Here is a 24,169-nt window from a genome sequence, read left to right as displayed (position 1 = left end):
CCCAAAAATTCACCATAGGTTAAGTTAATTAGAGACGAGCACTAATTGCAAGAATTATAGCTCAGTTACTTAAAATAAATACTTTTTCATTAGTTAAAATGAGCTTTGCTATATCTATCTACTTACTACGTTATTTAACGATTAAACCGTAATCAGCATCTAAAATAGCAATCACTTCTTGGCGCGGATCATTAGGTATAATAATCTCTTTACCAATAATTTTGCTCGCGATGCCCACATAAGTGTCAGACACTTCAAGCATTACTGACTCAGGTAAAATATAATCTTTTGCTAACTGCTCACGCTCAGCCATACGGTCTTTATTTAATAACACATCACTCTCTGGTACGTTATTAATTAACAGCTGACGGAAACCTTCTTTTGAGTTTTCAACAATCTTGCCATCTCTATAAGATGCTTCATCCCAAATACGCGATGAATCGGGTGTCCCTACTTCATCAATATAAATAAGTTGCTGCGCACCACTTACATCTTCTACGTAGCCAAATTCAAATTTGGTATCAACGAAAATTTGTCCAAGTTTAGCCAACTCATTACTGATAAGTTCAAACCCTTCTACTAATAATTTTTCGTATTTTGTGACATCTTCTGCCGATTTAAAGTTAAATACGTCTAAGTTGTTTGTAATATTTTCACGAGTGATGTTTACATCATCAACGGCAGGAATATCAGCAACCCCTTCTATAATACCCTTAGTAGAGGGAGTTATGAGTACTTGCTCAAGCTTTTGATTCGCTTTTAAGCCCTCTGGAAGTTGCAAACCACAAAAGTGTCTTTCGCCTTTGGCGTAGTCGCGCCACATACTGCCGGTAATATATTGACGAGCAATCGCTTCAACTTTAACTGTACTGGCTTTACGAACAATCCATACGTATGGATGAGGTATATCAACAATGTGATTACCCGCCAAACCGGCTTCATTAAACATGTTAAACCAATGAGCAGCCACTGAGTTTAACGCAATCCCTTTACCAGGTACGCCATTTAGGCCATTTTCACCTTGCCATATGCAATCAAAAGCAGAAATTCTGTCTGAAATAACCATGATGGCCAGTTCAGTATCGGCAGGTACGTTATAGCCTTTTTCATTTATTAAGCGTTTACTATCTGCATCGGTTAACCAATAAACTGAACGCACTTTGCCACTGTGTACTTTACCTTTGGTACGAATGGGTAAGTCATCGTTTACGTCTAAAACTTTATAGCTAGTCATGCTATCTCCGGGGTTTGGCATGCTCAAAGAGCAAAGTATGGAATTGGGGTTAGGCGCCCTATAATAATCTAGCCAACCACAAAGCTCAATCTTAGGCTAAAAACAAATCATCTCAGTATATTTATCTAGCTGGCGCATTGGGGTAAACTTGCATGATTACTTGCCTTAAGGAGCTAGCTTGAACTATTTAACTGCCACTAAGAATAAGAAATATTTAATGTATATTTCTCAAAATTATTCCTATGCTATTTTAAGGCCTTTGCAAGCAGAAATATTAGCTCAAGGAGGGGAAGTTAAATGGTTTTTAGAAGGTGATAATGTTAATCCTGACTTTCTAAAAAGTGATGAAAAAACACTAAATTCTATTCATGAAATAAATCAATGGGCGCCTGACGCAACCTTTGCACCAGCGAACTCTATCCCTACATTTTTTCCCGGAAAGAAAGTGGCTGTTTTTCACGGCTTTGATGCTGGAAAGCTAAATAAAAAAGGCCAAAACGATCACTTTAAAGTGCGGGGCTGCTTTGATTTATATTGTACACAAGGCCCAAATACAACGGCTCCATTTACGGCGTTACAAAAAAAATTGGGTTATTTTAAGGTAGTAGAAACAGGTTGGCCTCCCCTAGATCAATTTTTTAACGGTAACTCAAAGCCTAGCCACATTGATGAAACAGACTCTCGCCCAACAGTATTGATCTGCTCTACATTCTCAAAACGCTTATCTCTTGCACCTAAACTTTATGAACAAATAAAACACTTTAGTGAAAGCGGTAAATGGCGACTCTTAGTTCAGTTTCATCCTAAAATGGCACAAGAGTGGGTTGATAAATACAAAGCGTTAAGTAATGACAATCTAACCTTTGTTGAAACAGACAATGTTATTCCTTTATTACAATCTGCTGATGTAATGCTGTGCGACACTTCATCCATATTACTGATGTTTTTGGTACAACGAAAACCAGTTGTAACGTTTTGCAATAAAGCACCTGAAAAACACTTACTTGATATTACGGATAAAAATAACGTTGAAGCCGCAATAGACTACGCACTAACTTACCCAAAAGAACTTGTAGATAATATTGAAGCTTTTTGCCAAGAGTTACACCCATACACAGATGGTAAATCAAGCCAACGAGTACTTTGCGCAACCAATGAACTGTTGCATAGTGATGAAAAGCTCAAAGCAAAACCGCTTAATTTTATTAGACAATTTAAAATGCGCAAAAGACTTAACTATTGGAGTTGGTAAGCCGTTATGATCAACCTTGAGAATGTCTCTTTCAAATGGCAAAAAAGCGCAGTCACCCCGACTCTCGCTATTAAGCAGCTTACGATTAATGCTGGGGAACATGTTTTTTTACATGGTCCAAGCGGTAGTGGTAAATCTACCTTACTAGCGCTACTGGCAGGCATTAATGTAACCACTAGCGGCCAACTTTGTGTTTTAAACCAAAACCTAAGTGCGCTCACCAACGCACAGCGCGATGCATTTAGAGCGGATCATATTGGCTATATTTTCCAAAACTTTAATTTACTACCTTATTTAACCCCATTAGAAAACGTGTGTTTAGGGTGCCAATTTTCGAAAAAGCGTCAGCAACACATGCTCAGCCAAGCCGATAATTTAGAGAGTGAAGCAGCCAGATTACTCAATGCACTGGGGTTAGAGGCGCACTTTCATAATCAAAATGTTGCCACTTTAAGTATTGGGCAACAACAGCGTGTTGCTGCAGCACGCGCATTTATAGGCAGCCCTGAACTTATTATTGCCGATGAGCCTACTTCAGCACTTGATACCCAAAATCGTGAAAGCTTTATTAAGCTGCTATTTGAACAAGCAAAAAAAAGTAACAGCACGCTTGTTTTTGTCAGTCACGATGAAACATTAAAGCCACTCTTTAGCCGCACAATCGACTTAGTAAATTTACAAGGTGATGTATGATTTTATTTAAACTTGCCTATAAAAGTTTGCTCAATAGACGTGCCAGCGTATTACTGACATTGCTCACTATTGCGATTAGCGTCATGTTATTACTCAGTATTGAGCGAGTTCGCGTAGATGCTAAAAGTAGTTTTAGTAATACCATTTCGGGTACCGATTTAATTGTTGGCGCACGCACTGGCGATATTCAATTACTCCTCTCCTCGGTGTTTAGAATTGGCCATACCAACAATGGGGTGAGTTGGCAAAGCTATCAATACATAACAAAACAGCGCGGGATTAAATGGAGCATTCCTATCAGTCTTGGAGATAGCCATAAAGGTCAAGCTGTCTTAGGCACCACACCCGATTATTTTAAGCACTACCGATTTGCTAAAAAACAACCCTTAGCATTTGAACAAGGACAGGCTTTTTCTAGCATCAATGAAGTTGTTCTAGGTAGTGAGGTTGCAAGTAAACTGGCCTATAAAATTGGTGATGAAATTGTGATTTCTCATGGCATGGGCAATACTAGCTTTCATCATCATGATGATAACCCTTTTAAAGTGGTTGGTATCTTAAAGCCTACCGGTACCCCGGTGGATAAAACCTTGCATGTGCCACTGGCGGCAATTGAGCTGATCCATGGTGGCGGCCATCATGATCATGACGATCATCATGATCACTCGAGCCATGCATTAATTGGGCACCCAAAACAAATTACCGCCTTTTTAATGGGCTTCGACTCACCGCTTTATACGCTACAAATTAGGCGCAACATTAACCAATATAAACAAGAGCCTCTATTAGCGATTATGCCCACAGTCACTTTAAAAGAGCTCTGGGAAATGCTGGCAATAATAGAAAAAATACTGCTGTTATTTTCATTTGTGGTGGTCATTATTAGCTTGCTCGGTATGTTAACCACATTACTTGCTAACCTTAATCAACGCCGCAGAGAACTGGCAATACTGCGTTCTGTGGGTGCCCGCCCTTGGCAATTATTTTCGCTGATCAGTATGGAATCACTGCTTACCACCTTTTTAGGTTGCTTGGTAGGCTGTATTTTATTTTATGCGCTTATGGGTACGACCGCGGGTTACTTACAAAGCCAAGCTGGAGTGAGTATTAATATCAGCATGCTCTCTGACTATGAACTCACTTTGATTGGCGTTATTATGGCTGCGGGATTTATTATTGGCTTGATCCCCGCTACACGCGCTTACTTTTATTCTCTCAGTGATGGTATGAGTATAAAAATATAAACTTTAGGATGATCATGACGTTGTTTAAAGTAACTACACTCTCTTTAATGCTATTAAGCGCAGTGGTAATTAGCTTTGCTAGCATTGCAAATCCACCCAAGGAAATTTTTTGGGAAGACCTCATACCCGAGGGCCATGTACAAATAGATACTCAAGCACAAGCTAATCACGAAGGCAGTGAACAAAACTGGGTGCAACCTGATTTAGACGCGCCAGTTGTTAAAGCACTTGATGGGCAGTCTGTTAGCTTACCTGGTTTTGTTGTACCTCTTGAAGGCGATAGCGAACTTATCACCGAGTTTTTATTAGTCCCTTACTTTGGTGCCTGTATTCATGTGCCCCCGCCGCCGCCAAATCAGCTGGTTCATGTGACCATTAAAGGCGGTGTCCCTATCGGTAGCTTATACGATGCGATTGTTGTAACGGGTATTATTAAAACGCAAACTTGGTCTGGCGAAATCGCCCAAGTAGGTTACACAATGCAAGCTGTCGGTGTCGCTCCTTTTGAGCTTTAATTCTTAAAATACAGAGCCCACTCTATAGTGGGTTTTTATTTTGTTCTATCAACCACCCGTTCTTATATCTCGTTCAAGTTCAGACTGCGTCACTGGATGACAAGTCGACTTCACCGTGCTCTTATTGCTTTCATCTTCGTCAGAACTAAAAATTGTGTAGCTATAGTCTGTTTCAACTTCACCACCTAAGCACTCATGCTCTGCAAATACTTCATCTCCATAACCCTCTGGCATTTCTTTTGACGCACACCCACTGAGGATCAGAAATGTTATTAAAATTGACATTACTTTCATATTAATCACATTAAAAGAACACGTTATAAATTATAGTTCGTACTCAAAATGCCATGATGGAAGCTTGTTGAGTAATGGCAGAAGTGCTTTTTCTTTTCTTAAATCACGACGCTCTCTCTCCAACTGTTCTCGCTCTCGGCGTAACTCTTTACTTTGGCTACTTAACGGTTTATCACTCGTTAATTCATCACTAATAGATTGCAGCCGCCAATTAATATTATTAAGTCGATCATCTATCTCGGCTTTCCTTGCTTCAAATTGATAACGCTCATTACCTTCTTGCCATGCTTTTCTAAACTGTGTGTCATTACAAATCCCGTTATACGCATCGCCTCGTAAACCTAGGGTAAAGCCATTTTCAGGCTCACAAAAGGCTGCGAGCCCCTGTTTGTAACCAGCTTGATAATCATCTAATTTTGCAGTGATGCCAAATTCACTACAAGCAGATATGATTTCTCTGCCATGTTCAAATGTATACCCTTGCTCACCATGACTAAAGCCTAAATTTGTCCAATTGGCCTGTATACATTCATCCTGAGACAAAGAAGAGCATCCTGATAGCAATATGAAAAACAGTAAAAACAAGTAACGACTAGACATTATTTTTCCTAAGATAGCCAAACTCAACTAAGTACCTATTCTAGGGCGAGATAAAGGTAAAGTGAATAATAAAAATGTAACAAGCTATTCTAATAAACCTGAAATTTAGAATAAAAAACCTTGAAAGCATGCACTTCCAAGGTTTTATTTGTTGTATTTGGCAGTAATAAAATTAAGCCGTGCCACCCACTGTTAGGTTATCTATTTTCAGGCTTGGCTGGCCTACGCCTACTGGTACACTTTGACCGTCTTTACCACAAACACCTACACCTTTATCAAGCGCTAAATCATTACCTACCATAGAAATTTGTTGCATAACCTCAGGGCCATTACCAATTAAGGTAGCCCCTTTAATTGGCTGGGTGATTTTACCATTTTCAATTAAATACGCTTCTGAGGCACTAAATACAAACTTACCCGAGGTGATATCCACTTGGCCGCCACCAAAATTGGGAGCAAACACGCCTTTTTTAACCGTGCTGATAATATCAGCTTGGCTATGCTCACCGCCTAACATGTAAGTGTTGGTCATACGTGGCATAGGTAAATGCGCGTATGATTCACGACGAGCATTACCTGTTGGGTTTACCCCCATTAAACGCGCGTTCATTTTATCTTGCATATAGCCTTTTAAAATACCGTTTTCGATAAGTACGTTATAGGCTGCAGGCGTACCTTCATCATCGACATTAAGTGAACCACGGCGATCGGCCATAGTACCATCATCAACCACAGTACATAGCTCTGAAGCAACTTTTTGACCTACTTTACCGCTAAACGCAGACGCGCCTTTACGGTTAAAGTCTCCCTCTAGGCCATGACCTACGGCCTCGTGCAACAACACGCCTGGCCAGCCATTACCTAATACCACTTCCATAGTACCCGCTGGGGCATCAATAGCTTCTAAGTTTACTTTAGCTTGACGAACGGCTTCTTCTGCAAAACCCATCCAACGCGGCTTACCATCTACCAGCTCTTTAAAGTAACCATAATCTAGGCGCGCACCGCCACCAGCACCGCCACGTTCACGACGACCATTTTTTTCAAGTAATACAGAGCAGTTTAAACGGATCAGTGGGCGAATATCGGTAGCAAAGGTGCCATCGCTGGCTGCAATTAATACTTCTTCGTATACCGCAGACATTGAGCTAATAACTTGCTCAGCATCAGGGGCTAATTCGCGAATATAATTTTCAAGCTCACGTAACAAATTAACTTTATCGGTATCGCTCATACTAGAAATTGGTTGATGCGGCGCAAACTGCTGCTTTGCAGCCACGTCACTAAATACTTTAACCGCTTTATCTTCACCGGCATCGGCAATACTACGAGCAGCGGTGGCTGCTTTGTTTAACGCTTCAAGATTAATTGCGTCTGAATATGAAAAACCGGTTTTTTCACCGCTTACAGCCCGCACCCCCACGCCACGCTCAACGTTATAAGAGCCTTCTTTCACTAAGCCGTCTTCTAATACCCAAGACTCATGATGGCTCGATTGAAAATAAAGATCGGCATAATCAACTTTGTGCTGGTGAATATAAGCTAATGTTTTTTCGAGTTCTTCTCGATTTAGCTGGCTGTCGTGTAATAAATGCTGTTCAACCGAATTCATAATAATGGCTCTCTAAATCGTTGGTGAGATTGCAGCGGCATATCTCGTCTAATTTTGTGTAACTGGTTTAAATCTACGGTGCAACTAATAAAACCAAGCCCTGTTGATTTTTCACTTAATGTTTCATCCCAAAGCGATAACATGAGGCTGTGACCATAAGTTTGCCTACTGTTTTCATGCACTCCATATTGCGCTGCAGCAATAACATAGCACTGCGTTTCTATTGCACGTGCTGCAAGTAGCGGCTGCCAATGCGCTTTACCTGTTGGAACAGTAAACGCACTGGGTACTAATATAATTTCGGCGCCTTTGCGAACTAAGGCATTAAATAAACCAGCAAAACGCAAATCATAACATACTGTTAAACCAATTTTACCAAAGGGCGAATCAACAACCACAACCTCATCGCCGGCTTGAGTAAAATCGGATTCTCGGTAGCTGCCGGTCTGGTCATCTACCTCAACATCAAACAAGTGTATTTTGTTATAGCTTGCAACAATATCGCCTTGGTTATTAAACAAGTGTGAGGCAGCGTAATACTTATGTTGGTTATAGGGCTCTGGCATGGTGCCAGCATTTAACCAAATGTTGTGTTTACGGCACAATTCACTGAGTTGCTGTTTGTACTGTTCAATACGCTGTGACACTAACAACGTATCACCAGCGTGTTTACTAAACACTAAAAACGCTTCTGGTAGACACACTAGCAGCGGGCGAGCTGTCGGTAAGTTTTGCAATGCCTGTTTTAATTTTGCAATATTCTCATCAGGATTTAAGCCTGAGCACATTTGCAATGCAATAATCTTAGGAGCTGAATTTATACCTTGTTTATTCATTGTGTGGCGCTAACCTCGGCATCTTTAAGTTTTAACTCTGAGGATGCTTGTGGCTGACTTTGTGCTGCTTGCGGTAAAGTCACCTCTCGACTCTTACGATCTAACTCTTGTACCTGAGGATCGTTCATTTTGCCTGTTACTTTAAAGTTGATCTCTGAGATCACTCGGGCAGAATGAATCACTTTATCAATTGCTAAAGCTGCAAGCCCCGTTACTGGATTAACCATCCAAGCCACAATCACCGGAATGCTCGAGGTTACTTGTGGTGCCACGGCTAAGTCGTAGTCAATTTCGAGAGTATTTAAATTTGCATACCCTTTTATAGAGAGATCGGCAGGTACCCCATCCATTTTAGTATCTTGGGTATAGGCAATGCCTTTATCTATCTGCATGGTGCCTTGCATGCTGTTATAAAAAAAACCTTTAGAAAATACATCTCTAAAATCAAGCTTTAGCTTACGCACTAATGAATCAAGGCTCAGTAATGAGAATACGCGTGCACCTCCATCACTGATTTCAGTTAAATGGCCTTCGCCTAAATCCCAGCTAATTTCGCCATCCAAACTGGCAATGTCTAAATCATAAGGTGCCGCTTGCCAATTTAGCTGATAATTTAGATTGGCGTTTGAGTCTTTAATAGTGGTGGTAATATCAAACTCATTAAATAAGGCGCCAATATCATCACTTTTAAGTTCACCGCTCATCGCCGTTAGGCCATTCTGCCATTGCCCTTTAGTCCGTAATATATGGTCGCCCTTATCAACCACTAGCTCAGAAATAAGCAGCTTTTTACCATCGCCTAACAATGAGGCGCTTACCTTATCAAGCTGATAATGACTTACTTTACAATCGGCACATTCAAATTCAATAGCCGGTAATTTTGTAAGCCATGCAAGTTGTTCAGGGGTTGATTTTTCGCTCGGTTGCTCTGATTCTGTATCTAAAAAATTAAGCCTTAAATAATCGCTATTAATTCGAATCGGCTGACTTGATTGCCCGCTAGGTATAAATACTTCGGCTCTTAACTCTTTGGCATTGAGCTTTAATTGCAAATTATTATTTAGGGGCGATAAACGCATATCAAAATCATTAAACTGCATGCCACTCACGTTAAAAGAGTTAATATTCGCAACCACTTCATGTAAAGGCGGCATCACGCCCGGCGAGGCACTGTCAGGCTGCGCTTTAGCCACATTAATAATTTGATCAATTAAATCAATCCAAGGTAATAACTCACTCTGCGCTAAATTAATACTCACTGCTAAATCTTGTGAGTTAAGCCCTAAGTCTTTTTCACCGATGATAAAATGAGCGTTGGTAAACTGCGATTGAGTATTGTCTAGAATGGCATTGAAATAAAATAACTCATTAATATTTGCAGTGATCAGATTAGAGATATCATCACCTTGAATAACCGCACTCAGAGGCCAAATTTGCTCACTGCTTTTTGTATATACTCCTGGCAAGGAACTATTTAAGCCAATAAGTGGCGATTCAACTTCGGCACGATAGTTAAACCCTTGCTCGGTAAAATTAAGCTCTAAAGCAATATCAACGTCACTTTGCCCGCTTAAGTAACCATCTAAGATACCTTGACCATGGTTTATGAGTGTTTGTGCATCAAGCTGAGCATTTATATTTATATTAGCGCGATAATCCTCTGCGTTTGCGTCACTAGTGTAGTTAATCGTTAATGGCATACCAAGCCATGTAGCCGTAGCATCGGTGAGGTTTATTTGTTGATTATTAAAGCTAAGTTCACCCTTTAAATGCTCAAGCGAAATACCGGGAGCAGAAATATAAAGAGGTGAGTCGAGTAAATTAACCTTACCAGTTACACTCGCTCCGCCCTTAAATTGTGAACCGATTAGCAATTCAATGTTTGCGCTGGCAAGCCCCTGTCCTTGCACAACATTAAAAATATCAGCTAATGGATTTGCTAAAGGCGTGGCGACAAAAAAATCGTGCATTTTTTCAAGCTCAGCTTGCTTATCAATACTAACCACCAATGGCGCATCGCCCATTAAGTCATCAATACTCACATGCACACTACTGCCAACGTCAAGGTTTACCAGTTGGCCTTGCTGGCTATAAATATCCATTCGCTGATTTGCAAAATGCAGCTTTACACTGGCATTTGTGACTGCTGGCCAAGCTGGATCGAATTGATAGGTAGCATTATCTATTTGCGCTAAAACATCAAACTGCCCAGAACCATCGTCAAATGGAAAGCCTGATAATGGACCAGAAAATAACACCTGAGCATTTGTTACTTCACCTGATTTTATTGCGCCATTTAAATAACTAACTAACTCAGGGCTCATTAACGTTAAGGGAAAATAATGACCGGCAATACTGGCATCGGGGGCAAATGCTTCGGCATATAAATCTAAGCGAGGCGTTTTACCTAAACTTAATTGCATCTGTGCGCTTAAGGTCACTTCATTGTTATCAAGCCACAGGTTATCACTGCTAATATGCCAATCGCCTGAGCGCTTAGCTAAATCTAATTCGATGTTTAGCTGGTTATAGTCAATATTATTACTAAAACTAGCACCTGTAATTAAATGGCTGTTTTCACCAAAAATAGTGATCCGCCCATATTGCTGATTAACTAATCCATCAACCCTTAAAGATTGAGCGGCGGGTACGGCGTTTTTCTCTTGCCAGCTAATTTCATCGGCTTCAAACCATAGTTGCCATTGCTTTGCATCGGCAAACTCTAGGTACGCGTTTTTTATTTCACCACTGGGTTGGCGAGCTAAGAAAGGGGTTAAGTCAGTAAAATTAGTTAATTCTGCTAAATCATTTAATAGGGCTAAATCGAGTTGTTGTAGCCATATTTTATTCTGCTTGCCTAATAAAGCTTCAAATTCGAGGCTAGGCCACGTTATCTCGTTGGTACTAAACGCTAGGCCGGTACTTTTTAACCGCCAGCTATTTTGCTCAGGGTATAAATGAAATCCCCCTTCACTTAGGCTGACTTTTTGTGTTTGCTCATTGAGTTGCCAATTTACCGCACTCGGTAACCACTGTACTTTTACGTCACTTACTAAGCCTTGCTCTAGCCTAAGCCATGCTTGCAAATTTAAATCACTATGTAGTTGCTGCTTTTGAGTATTAATGTACTGGGCTAACCAATTTGACACATCAACCTGATTAGCCTGCACATATAAATCGCCCACCATTTGCTCTAAGGTTTCACCTTTGAGCGCAATACGGGCATCAAAATTACCCACAGAAATACCCGGTAGCGCTAGACTACCACTACCAAGATGCTGTTTATCCTGGTTTTGCCATACAATGTTTTCTAATAACAATTTACGTTCTTTGTTATCTTCTAGTACAAAGCTGATGCTGGAGTTTTCTATTGCAAAGTGACCGGTTTCGCCTAAAAACAGTCCTTCTATTAATTCTTTTTGCTCAAATGAAACTTCATCTTGATTACCAGCAAATAAATTGGCGACATTAACCTTGGTATGAAACCCATTGATCACAAAGTAATTTGATTTAAACTGCAGCGACTTTAAACTTTCCCAAAGGTTTAGCTCTAAACTGGTTTTAGCTATGGTTAAAGAGATAGGGGCTGTTTGGTTGTCTTTAAATGATAATTCTTCGAGTACTAAAGCGGGACCACTGCCTTGCCAACTTGCTGATATAGCACCTATAGATAAACTAATATCAAACTTATCATCAAGGTAGCTTTCTATATCTCCTTTATAATCGTTCGCGTAGGGTAAGGTGTATTTTAAAATAGAAACAATCACGGCCAGTAGTACTAAAATTACAGCACTTATTTGCCATAATTTTCGCACACAATAAAAACAGGCCGCTTTAAATTTCATTACATCATTACCACATCAAACTGCTCTTGGCTGTATAAACTTTCAGTTTGAATATTGACCTGCTTTCCAATAAATAGTTCTAATTCGGCGAGGTTATGATACTCATCATTTAATAGCGCTTCACAAACTGCAGGCGAAGCATACACTACAAACTTATCTGCATCGTAAGCGCGATTAACACGTACTATTTCACGAAGAATTTCATAGCAGACTGTCTCAACTGTTTTTTGTGAGCCTCGCCCTGAACATGCTGGGCATACATCACACAATACATGTTCTAGGCTTTCGCGGGTACGTTTGCGGGTCATTTCAACTAAGCCTAATGCCGACAAACCATTGATATTAGATTTGGCACGATCTTTATCGAGTGCAGATTCTAATGAGTGCATTACACGGCGTTTATGCTCATCGCTTACCATATCAATAAAGTCGATAATAATAATACCGCCCAAATTGCGCAGCCTTAGTTGACGAGCAATAGCAGAGGTTGCTTCTACGTTGGTATTAAAAATAGTTTCTTCAAGGTTACGGTGACCAACAAAAGCGCCTGTATTTACATCAACAGTGGTCATCGCTTCAGTTTGATCTATGATCAAATAACCACCCGATTTTAAAGTAACTTTACGATGCAGTGCTTTTTGAATTTCACTTTCTACATCAAATAAATCAAAAATGGGGCGCTCACCTGGGTAATACTCAAGCACTTGTGATAACAAAGGCACAAACTCTTCAGTAAACAGCTTAAGCTCTTGGTAGGTAAGCTTAGAGTCAACACGGATGCGCTCCATATCTTCACCAACGTAATCACGTAACGTTCTAAAGGCAAGTGTAAGATCTTCATGCAAGATACTGGCTTTGCTTGTTTTTCTGCGTCTAGAGACAATTTTATCCCAGAGCTTTTTTAAAAAAGCTGCATCGTGTCTCAGCTCCGCTTCACTTGCGCCTTCAGCAGCTGTTCTGACAATAAAACTACCGTTTTCATCGCCGTATTCGGCTACAATTTTTTTCAGCCTTGCACGCTCTTCTTCCGTTTCGATACGCTGACTCACCCCAACATGTGTCGCATCAGGCATAAACACTAAATACCGTGAAGGTATCGTGATATCAGTGGTTAAACGTGCCCCTTTGCTACCCAAAGGGTCTTTAACCACTTGCACCATAATGTACTGACCTTGGCGAACCAGTTCACGAATATCTTGGACTTTTTTAATCGGCTCGTCGTCAACGCCCTCAACAATAGAGGCACTATTAACGATATCTGAAGCGTGTAAAAAGGCGGCTTTCTCTAGGCCTATATCAACAAAAGCGGCTTGCATACCTGGTAACACGCGGCTTATTTTACCTAAGTAAATATTACCCACGATACCTAAGTTACCAATACGTTCTAGCTGAATTTCTTGTAATACACCGTTTTCGATTAGGGCAACGCGACTTTCACTTGGCGTGACATTGATCAGTAGTTCTGTACTCATGCTACCCTCTTAAGAATGTATTTAATAATTGTTCTGTCTCATATAAAGGTAAGCCGACAACGGCAAAATAGCTACCCGAAATATGCGTTACAAAGCGCCCACCTACCCCTTGGATACCGTAACCACCGGCTTTATCTTGAGGCTCGCCCGTTTGCCAATAAGCATGTATTTCTTCATCACTGAGCGTTTTAAAGGTGACATCTGTACTGACCACACAACTGAGTACTTTATCTGATGTAGCAAAAGCGATGGCAGTTAACACTTGGTGCGTGTTCCCTGATAAGCGCTTTAAGGTTTGAGTAAAATCGTCTTTATCTCGAGGCTTACATAATGATTGGTTATCCATCACCACCACAGTATCACTACCTAGCACTGGCCGGTCAGTATAACCTTGCTCTACGCCCATTTGCGCCTTTAAACGCGCTAAACGCTCTACATAGTCATGCGGGCGCTCATTAACAAACTGGCTTTCATCGGCATCAACACTAAACTGTGAAAATTCAATACCCAATTGGGTTAGAAGCTCTTTACGACGGGGAGACGCGGAGGCTAAATATACTGCGCAAGTCATTATCTGATCCTAAAATGTCTACGGTATTTTCGAAGTAATAAAAATACCCATATCCAGCTCAACATGCCTGTTAATACAGGCCATAAGTAATGTGGGCTAAAATAAACGCCAAGTAAAAAGTGATTTAACCAAAACTGCATTAAGTGGTAAAGCGTTAAGAACAAGCCTATAAGTAGGCTTTGTTGCCACAATGAAAAATTGCGAATTTTTTGGAAGTTACTTGCAGTAACAAAAATACACACTGAATAAGTTAAGGAATTAACACCCAATGAGGAGCCTGTTGCTAAGTCAATTAATAACCCAACAACCCAAGCAGTCCCTATATTTAGTCGATGCGGTAAAGCCAAAGACCAGTACATAAGCACCAACAGCACCCAATCAGGACGAAATGGTTCAAGTGAAAAAGGTAACGGCATTAGCGCCATTACTAATGCAAAGAAAATACTTAATGCGATTAAGAGCATATGACGGTTAATCATCACCCATCAACTCCTGCTGATTTAGCCATAACACCACTAATAACCGAATTCGATCTAATTGAGCTATCGGCTCAGCAAATACTTGCGCAAAAGGTTGGCCTTCATCACGAGTTATTTCGGTGATCACAGCAACCGGATAACCTTCAGGAAAGGTACCACCTAGGCCAGAGGTCACCAGCACATCACCAATACGAACATCTAAGCTATGCGGCACATGTGATAGCTTTAGCACGTTAATTTTACCGATACCTTCAACCACTGTGCGCACATCGTTTCGTAATATACGCACCGGTGTTGCATGGGTGGTATCTGTAATTAACAGCACCCGCGAGGTTGTTGAACCAACTTTAGTCAACTGCCCGACTAACCCCATATCATCAATCACCGCTTGGCTTTCGCTTAAACCATCGGTGGTTCCCCGATTTATCACCACTTGGTGACTATAAGGATTTGAATGAACAGAAAGTACTTGAGCAATAATTTTACGATTGGTGTGTTTAGAGGAAGAGCCAAGTAATGCACGAAGTTTTTGATTCTCTTTTGCTAAAAACTCATACTGCTGGATTTGCTCACTTTGCAATACTTGCTTCTTTTTGAGTGCTTCGTTTTCGGTTAGTAACTGCTCACGGGTATGCAAACTTTTGGCGCTAAAGCTAAATACTTCGTAAGGTAGGTTAGCAACATAAATAAGTGGACTGACCAACGTATTCAAACTAGTACGAATGTTCTCGCCACCTTGCGTGTACTTGTCTCCAAGGATCAATACGATACTCAAAAGCACTGCGACAAAAAGTCGCAGTTGCAAAGAAACCGTTTTTTCAAACATTGATTTCATTAATCGTAACTAAAAACGTCACCACCGTGCACATCAATCATCTCAAGTGCCTTGCCGCCGCCACGTGCAACACACGTAAGTGGATCATCAGCAACAACCACTGGAATGCCCGTTTCTTCCATTAGCAGGCGATCTAAATCCTTAAGTAATGCGCCGCCGCCAGTTAACACCATACCATGCGCTGAAATATCAGATGCCAGCTCAGGTGGAGACTGCTCAAGCGCCACCATGACAGCGCTTACAATTCCCATTAGTGGCTCTTGTAATGCTTCTAAGATTTCATGCGAGTTAAGCGTAAACGAACGAGGAACGCCTTCTGCAAGGTTACGACCACGCACTTCTATCTCTACTGGTTCGTCTGTTTTAAATGCCGATCCAATTTGGTGTTTAATATTCTCAGCGGTGGCTTCACCGATTAAGCTACCAAAGTTACGACGCACATAATTAATAATGGCTTCATCGAACTTATCACCACCAATGCGTACTGAAGATGAATACACAACACCATTAAGTGAAATAATAGCGACTTCTGTTGTACCGCCACCAATATCAACCACCATAGAACCCGTTGCTTCAGACACCGGTAAACCGGCACCAATTGCAGCTGCCATTGGCTCTTCGATTAAGTAGACTTCGCGAGCACCTGCACCCATCGCTGATTCACGAATTGCACGCTTTTCAACTTGGGTGGCTCCACAAGGAACACAAATAAGCACGCGTGGGCTTGGGCGCATAAAATTATTATTGTGCACTTGTTTGATGAAGTGCTGTAACATTTTTTCAGTAACATAAAAATCAGCAATCACACCGTCTTTCATTGGACGTATAGCTTTAATATTACCAGGCGTACGGCCCAACATTTGCTTAGCTTCTGTACCTACAGATGCAACACTTTTAGGTCCACCAGCACGCTCTTGACGAATAGCAACAACTGAAGGTTCGTTTAATACAATACCTTCTTCTTTTACATAAATTAGTGTGTTGGCTGTACCTAAATCGATCGATAGATCGTTTGAAAAAATACCACGGAGTTTTTTAAACATGAGGCTGGATGACCTTTGAAATTCGTTCTTATTGTAGTTGCGCTTACTTTAACATTCTCAACACAATGAGCAATGTAAAGCGCAGCCGTCTTTGTAATCATTAAAAAGAGGAAGCACCGCTTCCCCATTAAATATTATCGTTCGCTCATTAAGCGAAAGCCAATATAATTAGCTCTAAAATCTGGCGCTAAAATTAAACGCGTTGATGCACGAGCAAGGCTAGGGGCAAAATTCCATGCACCTCCGCGAACAACGGCATCTTTTTTATTCCCTGTGCTACTAGTCCATTCCCATACATTGCCTACAGTATCGTATAAGCCAAATGCATTTGCAGAAAAAGATCCAACGGGAGCCGTGCGTTTATTCGACCACTCGCTACCACACCAACCACAGTTAGCTAGGTTTTTACCAATTTCGTTACCCCATGGGTACTCTGTCTCAGTGCCTGCACGCGCCGCATATTCCCACTCAACCTCAGTAGGTAAACGATACGTTTGCGCTGTTTTATCAGAAAACCATTCAGCGTAAGCAATAGCATCATTTTTTGTCAAACACACAGCAGGAAACTCATTGGTTTGCTCAAATCCTGGAGCACGCCAATTTAAGCTTGCTTCCCAAACAGGTTCGCCGTTGAGGTAATATGCGCAACCTTTGCCTTTTTCAGCTTCGGTTTTATATTGCGTTTCGTTTACAAACGCTTCAAATGCGCCAACAGTCACTTCTTTGCTCTGCATAGCAAAAGATTCACTAATCGTTTTTTCAACCACGGGGCGTTCATTTTCAAGCCCATTGCCGTTTATATCACCCATTTTAAATTTGCCAACGGGGATCATCACTGCTGATGGGTCCACCATAGGTGGGCGTGTATCAACTTCCATTCCTTTTGGGCAATCTGCTTGTATTATTTGCTCTCGCTTTTTAGTCGGTGCAGCAATCGACTCTGACTTTTTTTCCAACTGAGCAAAAAGCGTTCGCGTTTTCTTTAAGTCAATTCGCGCTTTATAAGGGATGTAACCCTCTTTGCGTATTTCTAATTTATGCAAACCACGTGGTAAGTTCGTCACCAAACGAGTAGAACCTACTCGAATATCATTAATAAATACTTCATCGCCGTGTACATTAGAGCGTAAGGTTAACTGAACTAATTGATCTTTCTTGTTCTCAGCGACCACTTTAGGCTTTTTATTAACTGTTTTAGCGACAACGGCAGCGGCTTTATTATCCCCATTATCGCTGAATGTTAACTGACTATCAGAGAAAGTAGTGCTATAAGCTGGCTGATAAGTATTTGCCAGCGGGGTACCATACTCTAAACAAAAACTATTATTCACACTAAGTAAGTGACATAAACGACTGCTGTTTACATCTCCGCGCATAGTAACGCTTAAATTGACGTTGTAATCACCTTGCCCGCTAAATGCGCTCTTAATCACGTGACTACTTAAAATTTGTACTTGTGCCCCAGCCATGTCTCGCTTAGGTTCAACAAGACGTTTTTCTGTAAGATTTTCAAATATTTGATCTAAAAAACGTTTAGTTGCCTTTTTCAGCCCTATTTGCTGACCGCTCTGCTCACATGCCGCCAGTGTTTCAGTGCGCTTACAGTTAATGGTATGGTCAACTTCAAGCGTACCCTCTCGGGTAAATTCATTGCGTAATCGCTCTACACGCGCCGTAGTATATTGCACTTTTAAGCTTTCAATCGTGTTTTGAAGTGCATGTTTATCAGCGCGAATTTGCTCAATATCTTTTAGATGGGATGCAATTGCCGCCAATTGCATAGAAATATCATTTTTATTTTGTTCTTGATCAACAACGGCTTTTTGATAACGCGATTGTGCAGAGGTAATGTCTAGCGACGGATTATCAATTAAACGCCGATACATATCATTCATCGCCTCCAACGCTTGGTTTTTTTCTTTATCAAGCTGTGTGGAACGCGTTCTCAGCAATTCAAGTTGTGTTTGAAGTTGGTTCTCTTCTTTTAAATATTTGTCGAGCATCGTCGTTGAACGAGTGTATTCTGTTTGTTTCGTATTAATCTCTGATTCAATTCTGTTTACAGTAGTTGTATCTTGTGCAAATACTGTGCTTGCAAAAAAGCTAGCAGAAATTAACAGAGATAAAGGAGCAATTCGCATATATTCCAGTCCCAAAAAAGCGGCAATTATTTGGTTATTATTATTTTTTATAATAAAACCTTATGCTATGTACTTGAAGCACAAAACACAAGCTTTGTTCATTTATTATCTCAGTTTACAACTATTATCCCGTTTCATGCCAGTAAATAACCGTTTCATTTGTACTAAATAGCTAATTTATTTAACAACACCGAGATTTATCTGCATTTTACGCTATTAAGATGCCAATTTAGCCGCGTATTCATATTTTTTAGTTTGCTTAAGTAATAAAAACTGAGTCAAAATAACGCTATTACACAGCACATTCATCATGTAACTAATGAAAAAGAGCGATAATGCCAATACCATTCAGTATTAATGAACATAGCTATTTACAAACAATTACCAGTGAATTACTAACAGACAAGAAAATAACTTTAACTATTAAGCGCGATGATTTATTGCATCCACTTATCAGCGGTAATAAATGGCGAAAGCTCAAATACAATTTAGTTCGTATGCAACAACTGGGTAAATCTGAATTACTTACATTTGGTGGTGCTTTTTCAAATCACATTCATGCGTGCGCCGCTGCTGGTAAAGAGTTTAACTTAACAACCCACGCAATTGTGCGCGGCCCACAGCTTGATCTAAATAATCCTACTCTAAAATTTGCACAGCAATGTGGTATGCAGTTACATGCAGTCAATCGTATAGAGTACAAACAACGACATGATGAAGCCTATTTAGCCGCATTACAGGCACGCTTTCCAAACGCATACATTCTACCTGAAGGAGGCACTAACGAGTTTGCTATAGAGGGATGTAAAGAGCTTGCTCAGAGTTTACCTGAGCACGACTACTTAGTCTGTCCAACTGGCAGTGGCGGCACCTTGGCTGGATTGATAGAGGGCAGCTCAAATAAAATCAACCTACTAGGGATTGCTGTTTTAAAGCAAGCCGACTACCTGCGGGACGAAATACGCGCTCTTAGCCCTAAAGCAAAATCACAAAATAACTGGCAACTACTTACGCAATTTCACGGTGGTGGATATGGTCGTTTTACAGCTGAGTTATGGCAGTTTTGCCAACACATGCAGCATCAACATCAATTACCCTTGGAGCCTATTTACAGTGGTAAAATGATGTACGCACTTTGGCAGCTCATCAATAATGATTACTTTGCCCCTAACAGCAAAATTATTGCAATACATACTGGTGGGTTGCAAGGTTTAGAAGGGCTAAAATATCGCAAATTAGTGTAGAGTATATTTAACTTGTTAATTGCTTAGCATTAGTGAAATGCGACTTGAGTATAATTGGGGAGTAATTTAGAAAAATATCCTCCTTGCGCGCCGCTAATGCCTATTACTTTTAAAAGTTGTAGCTCCTGAGGCGTCTCTACATCAAGTGCAAAGACTGACAAGCTCAATAATCTACTTATATGCACAATCCCCCTAACGTATTTTTGTTGTGAATTACTGCGCTCTATCCCATGGACAAGTTCAGAAGCTAAGTTAAGCCCTGATATTTGTTTATTAAGCGTAAACTTAAAAATATTTTTACTGTTTCTCACATCATTAATTACAATATTGCAGTTTAGTGCCGCTATTGCTGCAAAAGCGCCTTGCAAACGTAATTGATTATTTAAGAATTCTGATTCATTTATAGAAAATTGCAGTGTATGTTGGTTTTTTAAGTCATTGATATAAGCAGTTAACCAGCTCCAAAACTCGTTATTAAACCAGTTTTTAGGATGTAACTTAATACTAATAACTGACGATGATTTATCTATAAGCAATAGTTTTTTAACTTGCATAACTACCGCTTGATCGTGCAACAGCGCCTCACCTTCGCTATAAAATTGACTGATACTTTCTTGATTAAGTAATTGTTTATTTCCCCTGTCATTACTTTTAATTGATACGTAATGCTTAATAATAGCGCCGCTATCGAGCTCGTATACTGGTTGAAATAAAATAGCTAATTTTTGCTTTTTAATTCGTTGTGATATTGAGTGTCTATCGAGCTTTTGGACATGACCATAATTTAACGCTAATTGGTGATAATGCTTAACTCGATTTTGCTGCGAGAGAGTAAGTGCCGACTTTGCCAACTGATACACCATAACCTGATCAGCCTCGGAATAATAAGTACATAAACCTACTTTTACATGCCTCTGTGCAGTTCTTGGCGCCAATACATGAGCGGCACTTACAATGCATTGATGTAAATATTTAGCGCAATTGAGTTTATCAATTGCATCAATCCCTTTGAGAGTAAAAGCGAAATTGCCTGCAGTTAATAACTTAACGGATATTTCAGTCGTATTAATAAAGTCTTTTGCCAATAAGACTTTAAGAGTCGCTTGTAAGTCAGTGTTTGCATCAAAATGGCATTCACACTGAATAAGTGCAAATACATTATATTTAATTGCTTCCTGCACATTAGTTGTCGCTATGGGAGCGAGCTGTAAAGAACTCACTTTGGGTGCATAACGTACTTTCTTATTATTAAAGTGCTGCTGACGTTTAGAGGTCATTGTGCTGTTTTTTATTGTTTTAGGCTTTTTAAAACGTCGAATACAAAGCATAGCGAGCAAAAGAACCGCGTTTATTATTAAAAACAAATAGCTATAGCTATACCAAACTGGCCATGAGTAGAGCAAAATTCCTTTTGAGTTAGCGCTAAAATAATGTTTTTGTTTTTCTATATAAATAGAGTTTTTATTAGGCGCGAGCGTAAAAGGCGTATTTGCAATAAGTTGTTTTTCATTGGCCAATGGCTGTTGCAATTGCTTCGCTAGCTTTAAACCAACTTGCTCGTTTTGATGCTGTAAAACCAAACTTAAACCGCTATTAATAATCACTAGCAAGGCGATACACAGAGCATAAAACAAAGCATTTGAATAATTGGTAAAGTGAAATTTACTGACTTTCATAACCCACCGGCACATCAAATAAGTTATTAAAGTGTTGTCTACTATTTGCAATTGTACAAGCCAACAATAAAAGTTTAGCGAAGGTTTAAAAGTTAGTACTTAATGTTTATAAACATTATATTTAGCCTTCAATTAGTTAACTAAACAGCTGTCATTATTTATATATTAGTTTGAACAAAGGAGGGCTTGGCTTAAAAAATAAAAACACCAGTATCACAGTGCTTTTTACACATTCATATGTTTACTTTAGGAAGTGTTTATTCAGATTTAAAAACTGTAGAAATGGAATACGGTCATTTTTTTAATAAAAAAGCCGCTTAATAGCGGCTTTCTAGAAAACTTTTAAACATTTTGCTTTTTGTCTTTGATCAAAATGGGATATCGTCATCAAAGTCGATTGTTGGTTCCATAGGGTTTGATGCGCCACCTTGCGGTGCATTTTGTGGCTTAGGTGCAAACCCGCCTTGCTGTTGTGGTGCATTATTTTGCTGAGGTGCAAAGCCACCTTGTTGCTGTGGTTGGTACTGGTTATTTTGTTGTGGAGCCGGCTGCTGGGCAGGTGCAGATTGTTGCTGTGGAGCATAATTGCCTTGCTGACTATTCTGGCCTTGGTTATTTTGACCATAGCTACCGCTTTGCTGTCCGCCTTGGTTACCTTGATAACCGCCACTTTGTTGACCACCTTGGTTACCTTGATAGCCACCGCTTTGTTGGTCGCCACCGCGTGCACCTAACATTTGCATTTGACCTGTAAAACCATCAACAACAATTTCTGTGGTGTATTTTTCTTGGCCTTGTTGATCAGTCCATTTACGGGTTTGAAGTTTACCTTCTACGTAAATTTGTGATCCCTTGCGGCAGTATTCACCCACAATTTCAGCTAACTTGCCAAAAAATACCACACGGTGCCACTCAGTTTTATCAACCATTTGGCCAGTGTTTTTATCTTTATAGCTATCTGAAGTTGCTAAGGTAATATTTGCTACACCATTACCATTAGGCATGTAACGAACTTCAGGATCTTGCCCTAAATTACCAACCAAAATTACTTTGTTCACACCGCGTGCCATGGAACCATCTCCTATAAACGTTAGATTAAACCAGCCACTCTTCGGGCTTGGTCTAGGTCAAATTCTTTATCATTAATCTTTAAGTAGCTACGACTTTCATCGCGAACTACGGTTGCTTCTATTACGCCGGGTAAAGCAACTAACTGAGAAGCCAGTGTTTGTGCCTGCTCTTCAGAATCTAATTGGGTCATTAAACTAATAACTTTGCTTTTCGGTGGGACTTGCATTTTCCACGCAATAATAAGCCATATTACCCCAACAAGTGCCGCCGCCGCAAACACAGCTTGCGTACTGGTGGTTTGTGCTACATACCCGCCAAGCATGCCGCCTAAAAAAGCGCCTAAAAACTGGCTCGATGAATACCCCCCCATGGCTGAGCCTTTTTGGCTTGCTGGAGCAATACGCGACACAAGAGCCGGCATAGTGGCTTCTAAAAAGTTAAACGCAACAAAATATAACAGCATACAAACCGCAATACCAACAACGCTGTTTGCCCACATAGACATACTTAACATGCTGACTATTAAAACCATCACTGAACCAATAAAGGCTTGTTTTTCTTTCTCTTTTTTAATCGCCACTATCATTACTGGCACCATTAAAAAAAACGCCAAAAATAAAACCGGAATATAAAGCTGCCAATGGTTTTCAGCCACAAGTCCATCTTTAATTAGTTGACTTGGCAATACTACAAAAATAGTCGTCAATGTTAAATGCAGCAATAATACACCTGCATTTAGACGCGCAAGCTGCGGATGTTTAATTAGCTTTTTAATGTCACTAAAGCTGGCAAGTGTATCGCCTTTAGGGGCTTTATTTATTGCACTGGGAACGAGCATAGTGACTATAAAAATACCACACACAGCCAAAATAGCCGTTAGCCAAAATACGCCTGTAATGCCCCACGAAGCTGCCACTATCGGCCCTAATAACATCGCAATCGCAAAACTCATGCCGATGCTCATGCCAATCACCGCCATGACTTTGGGGCGCTGTTCATCTCGGCTTAAATCTGATGCAAACGCTAATAATGCGCTGGCTATAGCTCCCATGCCTTGTAACGCACGCCCTACCGTCACCATTTGAATAGACTCTGCCAAAGCGGCAATTACCGAACCTAAAGCAAACACCGCCAAACCACCGACTATGACTTTTTTACGACCTATTTTATCGGAAAGTCTCCCCATTGGGATTTGTAATACGGCCTGAGTTAAACCATACGCACCAATTGCAAAACCAATCCAGATAGGTGAAAAGCCTTCAAGCTCTTGACCATAAATAGCTAAAACAGGCATCAGCATAAACAAGCCGAGCATTCTAAATGCAAACACACTCGCTAACGATACGGCGGCGCGTTTTTCTCGTGAATTAAGTGAAGATGCGGTCATTATTTGCGTGATCTTACTGTGTTAAAAAATTAGGCAAGGATTCTATCACAAGCTTGGCAATAATTAATCGTCTATAACTAAGGATTTTTTCGATGATCAAGGATTAATATTGCAGCGTATTATGC

At 40.3% G+C, this 24,169-nt stretch carries 20 protein-coding genes; 5 read left to right on the top strand and 15 right to left on the bottom strand.

Features of this window, described 5'->3' with window-relative positions; genetic code table 11:
* Positions 1–130: 130 nt before the first annotated feature.
* Positions 131–1,234, bottom strand: a complete 1,104-nt coding sequence (locus PSM_RS01710) for a phosphoribosylaminoimidazolesuccinocarboxamide synthase (RefSeq protein ID WP_013463935.1) — start codon at positions 1,232–1,234, stop codon at positions 131–133.
* A gap of 217 nt (positions 1,235–1,451) precedes the next feature.
* Between PSM_RS01710 and PSM_RS01705 the strand changes: the two genes are divergently transcribed.
* The 4 genes from PSM_RS01705 to PSM_RS01690 are packed head-to-tail and all read left to right on the top strand — an operon-like array spanning position 1,452 to position 4,938.
* The gene (locus PSM_RS01705) at positions 1,452–2,486 is read left to right on the top strand and encodes a CDP-glycerol--glycerophosphate glycerophosphotransferase (RefSeq protein ID WP_013463934.1); all 1,035 of its coding nucleotides are present in this window, start codon (positions 1,452–1,454) and stop codon (positions 2,484–2,486) included.
* Positions 2,487–2,492: 6 nt separating this feature from the next.
* Positions 2,493–3,179 carry an ABC transporter ATP-binding protein gene (locus PSM_RS01700; RefSeq protein ID WP_013463933.1) on the top strand — a complete coding sequence of 229 codons (687 nt, stop codon included), beginning with the start codon at positions 2,493–2,495 and terminating at the stop codon, positions 3,177–3,179.
* Complete coding sequence (locus tag PSM_RS01695; RefSeq protein WP_013463932.1) at positions 3,176–4,423, top strand: ABC transporter permease; 1,248 nt, start codon at positions 3,176–3,178, stop codon at positions 4,421–4,423. The genes PSM_RS01700 and PSM_RS01695 overlap by 4 nt, the downstream gene beginning before the upstream one ends.
* A gap of 14 nt (positions 4,424–4,437) precedes the next feature.
* A complete protein-coding gene (locus PSM_RS01690) occupies positions 4,438–4,938 on the top strand; it encodes a DUF3299 domain-containing protein (protein ID WP_013463931.1) in 501 nt (166 codons plus the stop codon).
* Between the two features lie 48 nt (positions 4,939–4,986).
* Here the strand turns inward: PSM_RS01690 and PSM_RS01685 are convergent, their stop codons facing one another.
* From PSM_RS01685 to PSM_RS01635, 11 genes are all read right to left on the bottom strand, one after another.
* Positions 4,987–5,223, bottom strand: coding sequence for a hypothetical protein (locus PSM_RS01685; protein WP_236613524.1), 237 nt, complete (start codon positions 5,221–5,223; stop codon positions 4,987–4,989).
* Between the two features lie 39 nt (positions 5,224–5,262).
* On the bottom strand, positions 5,263–5,832 hold the full coding sequence (locus PSM_RS01680) for a DUF2799 domain-containing protein (RefSeq protein WP_013463929.1): 570 nt from the start codon (positions 5,830–5,832) through the stop codon (positions 5,263–5,265).
* Between the two features lie 172 nt (positions 5,833–6,004).
* Positions 6,005–7,444 (bottom strand): metalloprotease TldD, encoded by a 1,440-nt coding sequence (gene tldD / locus PSM_RS01675; protein ID WP_013463928.1) that lies wholly within the window; start codon positions 7,442–7,444, stop codon positions 6,005–6,007.
* Positions 7,441–8,280 (bottom strand): carbon-nitrogen hydrolase family protein, encoded by an 840-nt coding sequence (locus tag PSM_RS01670; RefSeq protein ID WP_013463927.1) that lies wholly within the window; start codon positions 8,278–8,280, stop codon positions 7,441–7,443. Before PSM_RS01670 ends, tldD begins: the two co-directional genes overlap by 4 nt.
* Positions 8,277–12,125, bottom strand: coding sequence for a YhdP family protein (locus PSM_RS01665; protein WP_013463926.1), 3,849 nt, complete (start codon positions 12,123–12,125; stop codon positions 8,277–8,279). The genes PSM_RS01670 and PSM_RS01665 overlap by 4 nt, the downstream gene beginning before the upstream one ends.
* On the bottom strand, positions 12,125–13,597 hold the full coding sequence (gene rng, locus PSM_RS01660) for a ribonuclease G (RefSeq protein ID WP_013463925.1): 1,473 nt from the start codon (positions 13,595–13,597) through the stop codon (positions 12,125–12,127). Before rng ends, PSM_RS01665 begins: the two co-directional genes overlap by 1 nt.
* A 1-nt stretch (position 13,598) precedes the next feature.
* Positions 13,599–14,168 carry a Maf family protein gene (locus PSM_RS01655; RefSeq protein WP_013463924.1) on the bottom strand — a complete coding sequence of 190 codons (570 nt, stop codon included), beginning with the start codon at positions 14,166–14,168 and terminating at the stop codon, positions 13,599–13,601.
* Positions 14,168–14,647 (bottom strand): rod shape-determining protein MreD, encoded by a 480-nt coding sequence (mreD, locus tag PSM_RS01650; protein ID WP_016900308.1) that lies wholly within the window; start codon positions 14,645–14,647, stop codon positions 14,168–14,170. The genes PSM_RS01655 and mreD overlap by 1 nt, the downstream gene beginning before the upstream one ends.
* Positions 14,640–15,482, bottom strand: a complete 843-nt coding sequence (gene mreC / locus PSM_RS01645; RefSeq protein WP_016900309.1) for a rod shape-determining protein MreC — start codon at positions 15,480–15,482, stop codon at positions 14,640–14,642. The genes mreD and mreC overlap by 8 nt, the downstream gene beginning before the upstream one ends.
* On the bottom strand, positions 15,482–16,525 hold the full coding sequence (locus PSM_RS01640) for a rod shape-determining protein (protein ID WP_013463921.1): 1,044 nt from the start codon (positions 16,523–16,525) through the stop codon (positions 15,482–15,484). Before PSM_RS01640 ends, mreC begins: the two co-directional genes overlap by 1 nt.
* Positions 16,526–16,659: 134 nt before the next feature.
* Positions 16,660–18,666 carry a formylglycine-generating enzyme family protein gene (locus PSM_RS01635; RefSeq protein ID WP_013463920.1) on the bottom strand — a complete coding sequence of 669 codons (2,007 nt, stop codon included), beginning with the start codon at positions 18,664–18,666 and terminating at the stop codon, positions 16,660–16,662.
* 335 nt (positions 18,667–19,001) lie between these two features.
* Between PSM_RS01635 and PSM_RS01630 the strand changes: the two genes are divergently transcribed.
* Positions 19,002–19,910 (top strand): 1-aminocyclopropane-1-carboxylate deaminase/D-cysteine desulfhydrase, encoded by a 909-nt coding sequence (locus PSM_RS01630; RefSeq protein WP_013463919.1) that lies wholly within the window; start codon positions 19,002–19,004, stop codon positions 19,908–19,910.
* Between the two features lie 29 nt (positions 19,911–19,939).
* On the opposite strand, the gene PSM_RS01625 is transcribed toward PSM_RS01630, so the two are convergent.
* From PSM_RS01625 to PSM_RS01615, 3 genes are all read right to left on the bottom strand, one after another.
* Positions 19,940–21,586 (bottom strand): EAL domain-containing protein, encoded by a 1,647-nt coding sequence (locus tag PSM_RS01625; protein WP_013463918.1) that lies wholly within the window; start codon positions 21,584–21,586, stop codon positions 19,940–19,942.
* Positions 21,587–21,954: 368 nt separating this feature from the next.
* The gene (gene ssb / locus PSM_RS01620; protein WP_013463917.1) at positions 21,955–22,656 is read right to left on the bottom strand and encodes a single-stranded DNA-binding protein; all 702 of its coding nucleotides are present in this window, start codon (positions 22,654–22,656) and stop codon (positions 21,955–21,957) included.
* Positions 22,657–22,676: 20 nt separating this feature from the next.
* Entirely contained in the window at positions 22,677–24,044 is a 1,368-nt protein-coding gene (locus tag PSM_RS01615) for an MFS transporter (protein WP_013463916.1), read from the bottom strand.
* Positions 24,045–24,169: the final 125 nt, after the last annotated feature.

It is taken from the genome of Pseudoalteromonas sp. SM9913 (genome assembly GCF_000184065.1).
GTDB lineage: Bacteria > Pseudomonadota > Gammaproteobacteria > Enterobacterales > Alteromonadaceae > Pseudoalteromonas > Pseudoalteromonas tetraodonis.
The sequence above is the reverse complement of the archived record's forward strand: the minus strand, read 5'-3'. Positions and strand labels throughout refer to the sequence as shown.

Coding starts and splice junctions, on each gene's coding strand:
- PSM_RS01680 (WP_013463929.1), bottom strand. CDS start 5,832: ATGTCTAGTCGTTACTTGTTTTTACTGTTTTTCATATTGCTATCAGGA.
- PSM_RS01670 (WP_013463927.1), bottom strand. CDS start 8,280: ATGAATAAACAAGGTATAAATTCAGCTCCTAAGATTATTGCATTGCAA.
- PSM_RS01635 (WP_013463920.1), bottom strand. CDS start 18,666: ATGCGAATTGCTCCTTTATCTCTGTTAATTTCTGCTAGCTTTTTTGCA.
- PSM_RS01625 (WP_013463918.1), bottom strand. CDS start 21,586: ATGAAAGTCAGTAAATTTCACTTTACCAATTATTCAAATGCTTTGTTT.
- mreD (WP_016900308.1), bottom strand. CDS start 14,647: ATGATTAACCGTCATATGCTCTTAATCGCATTAAGTATTTTCTTTGCA.
- PSM_RS01655 (WP_013463924.1), bottom strand. CDS start 14,168: ATGACTTGCGCAGTATATTTAGCCTCCGCGTCTCCCCGTCGTAAAGAG.
- PSM_RS01710 (WP_013463935.1), bottom strand. CDS start 1,234: ATGACTAGCTATAAAGTTTTAGACGTAAACGATGACTTACCCATTCGT.
- PSM_RS01640 (WP_013463921.1), bottom strand. CDS start 16,525: ATGTTTAAAAAACTCCGTGGTATTTTTTCAAACGATCTATCGATCGAT.
- PSM_RS01685 (WP_236613524.1), bottom strand. CDS start 5,223: ATGTCAATTTTAATAACATTTCTGATCCTCAGTGGGTGTGCGTCAAAA.
- PSM_RS01700 (WP_013463933.1), top strand. CDS start 2,493: ATGATCAACCTTGAGAATGTCTCTTTCAAATGGCAAAAAAGCGCAGTC.
- PSM_RS01690 (WP_013463931.1), top strand. CDS start 4,438: ATGACGTTGTTTAAAGTAACTACACTCTCTTTAATGCTATTAAGCGCA.
- ssb (WP_013463917.1), bottom strand. CDS start 22,656: ATGGCACGCGGTGTGAACAAAGTAATTTTGGTTGGTAATTTAGGGCAA.
- rng (WP_013463925.1), bottom strand. CDS start 13,597: ATGAGTACAGAACTACTGATCAATGTCACGCCAAGTGAAAGTCGCGTT.
- PSM_RS01665 (WP_013463926.1), bottom strand. CDS start 12,125: ATGAAATTTAAAGCGGCCTGTTTTTATTGTGTGCGAAAATTATGGCAA.
- PSM_RS01705 (WP_013463934.1), top strand. CDS start 1,452: ATGTATATTTCTCAAAATTATTCCTATGCTATTTTAAGGCCTTTGCAA.
- PSM_RS01615 (WP_013463916.1), bottom strand. CDS start 24,044: ATGACCGCATCTTCACTTAATTCACGAGAAAAACGCGCCGCCGTATCG.
- PSM_RS01630 (WP_013463919.1), top strand. CDS start 19,002: ATGCCAATACCATTCAGTATTAATGAACATAGCTATTTACAAACAATT.
- mreC (WP_016900309.1), bottom strand. CDS start 15,482: ATGAAATCAATGTTTGAAAAAACGGTTTCTTTGCAACTGCGACTTTTT.
- PSM_RS01695 (WP_013463932.1), top strand. CDS start 3,176: ATGATTTTATTTAAACTTGCCTATAAAAGTTTGCTCAATAGACGTGCC.
- tldD (WP_013463928.1), bottom strand. CDS start 7,444: ATGAATTCGGTTGAACAGCATTTATTACACGACAGCCAGCTAAATCGA.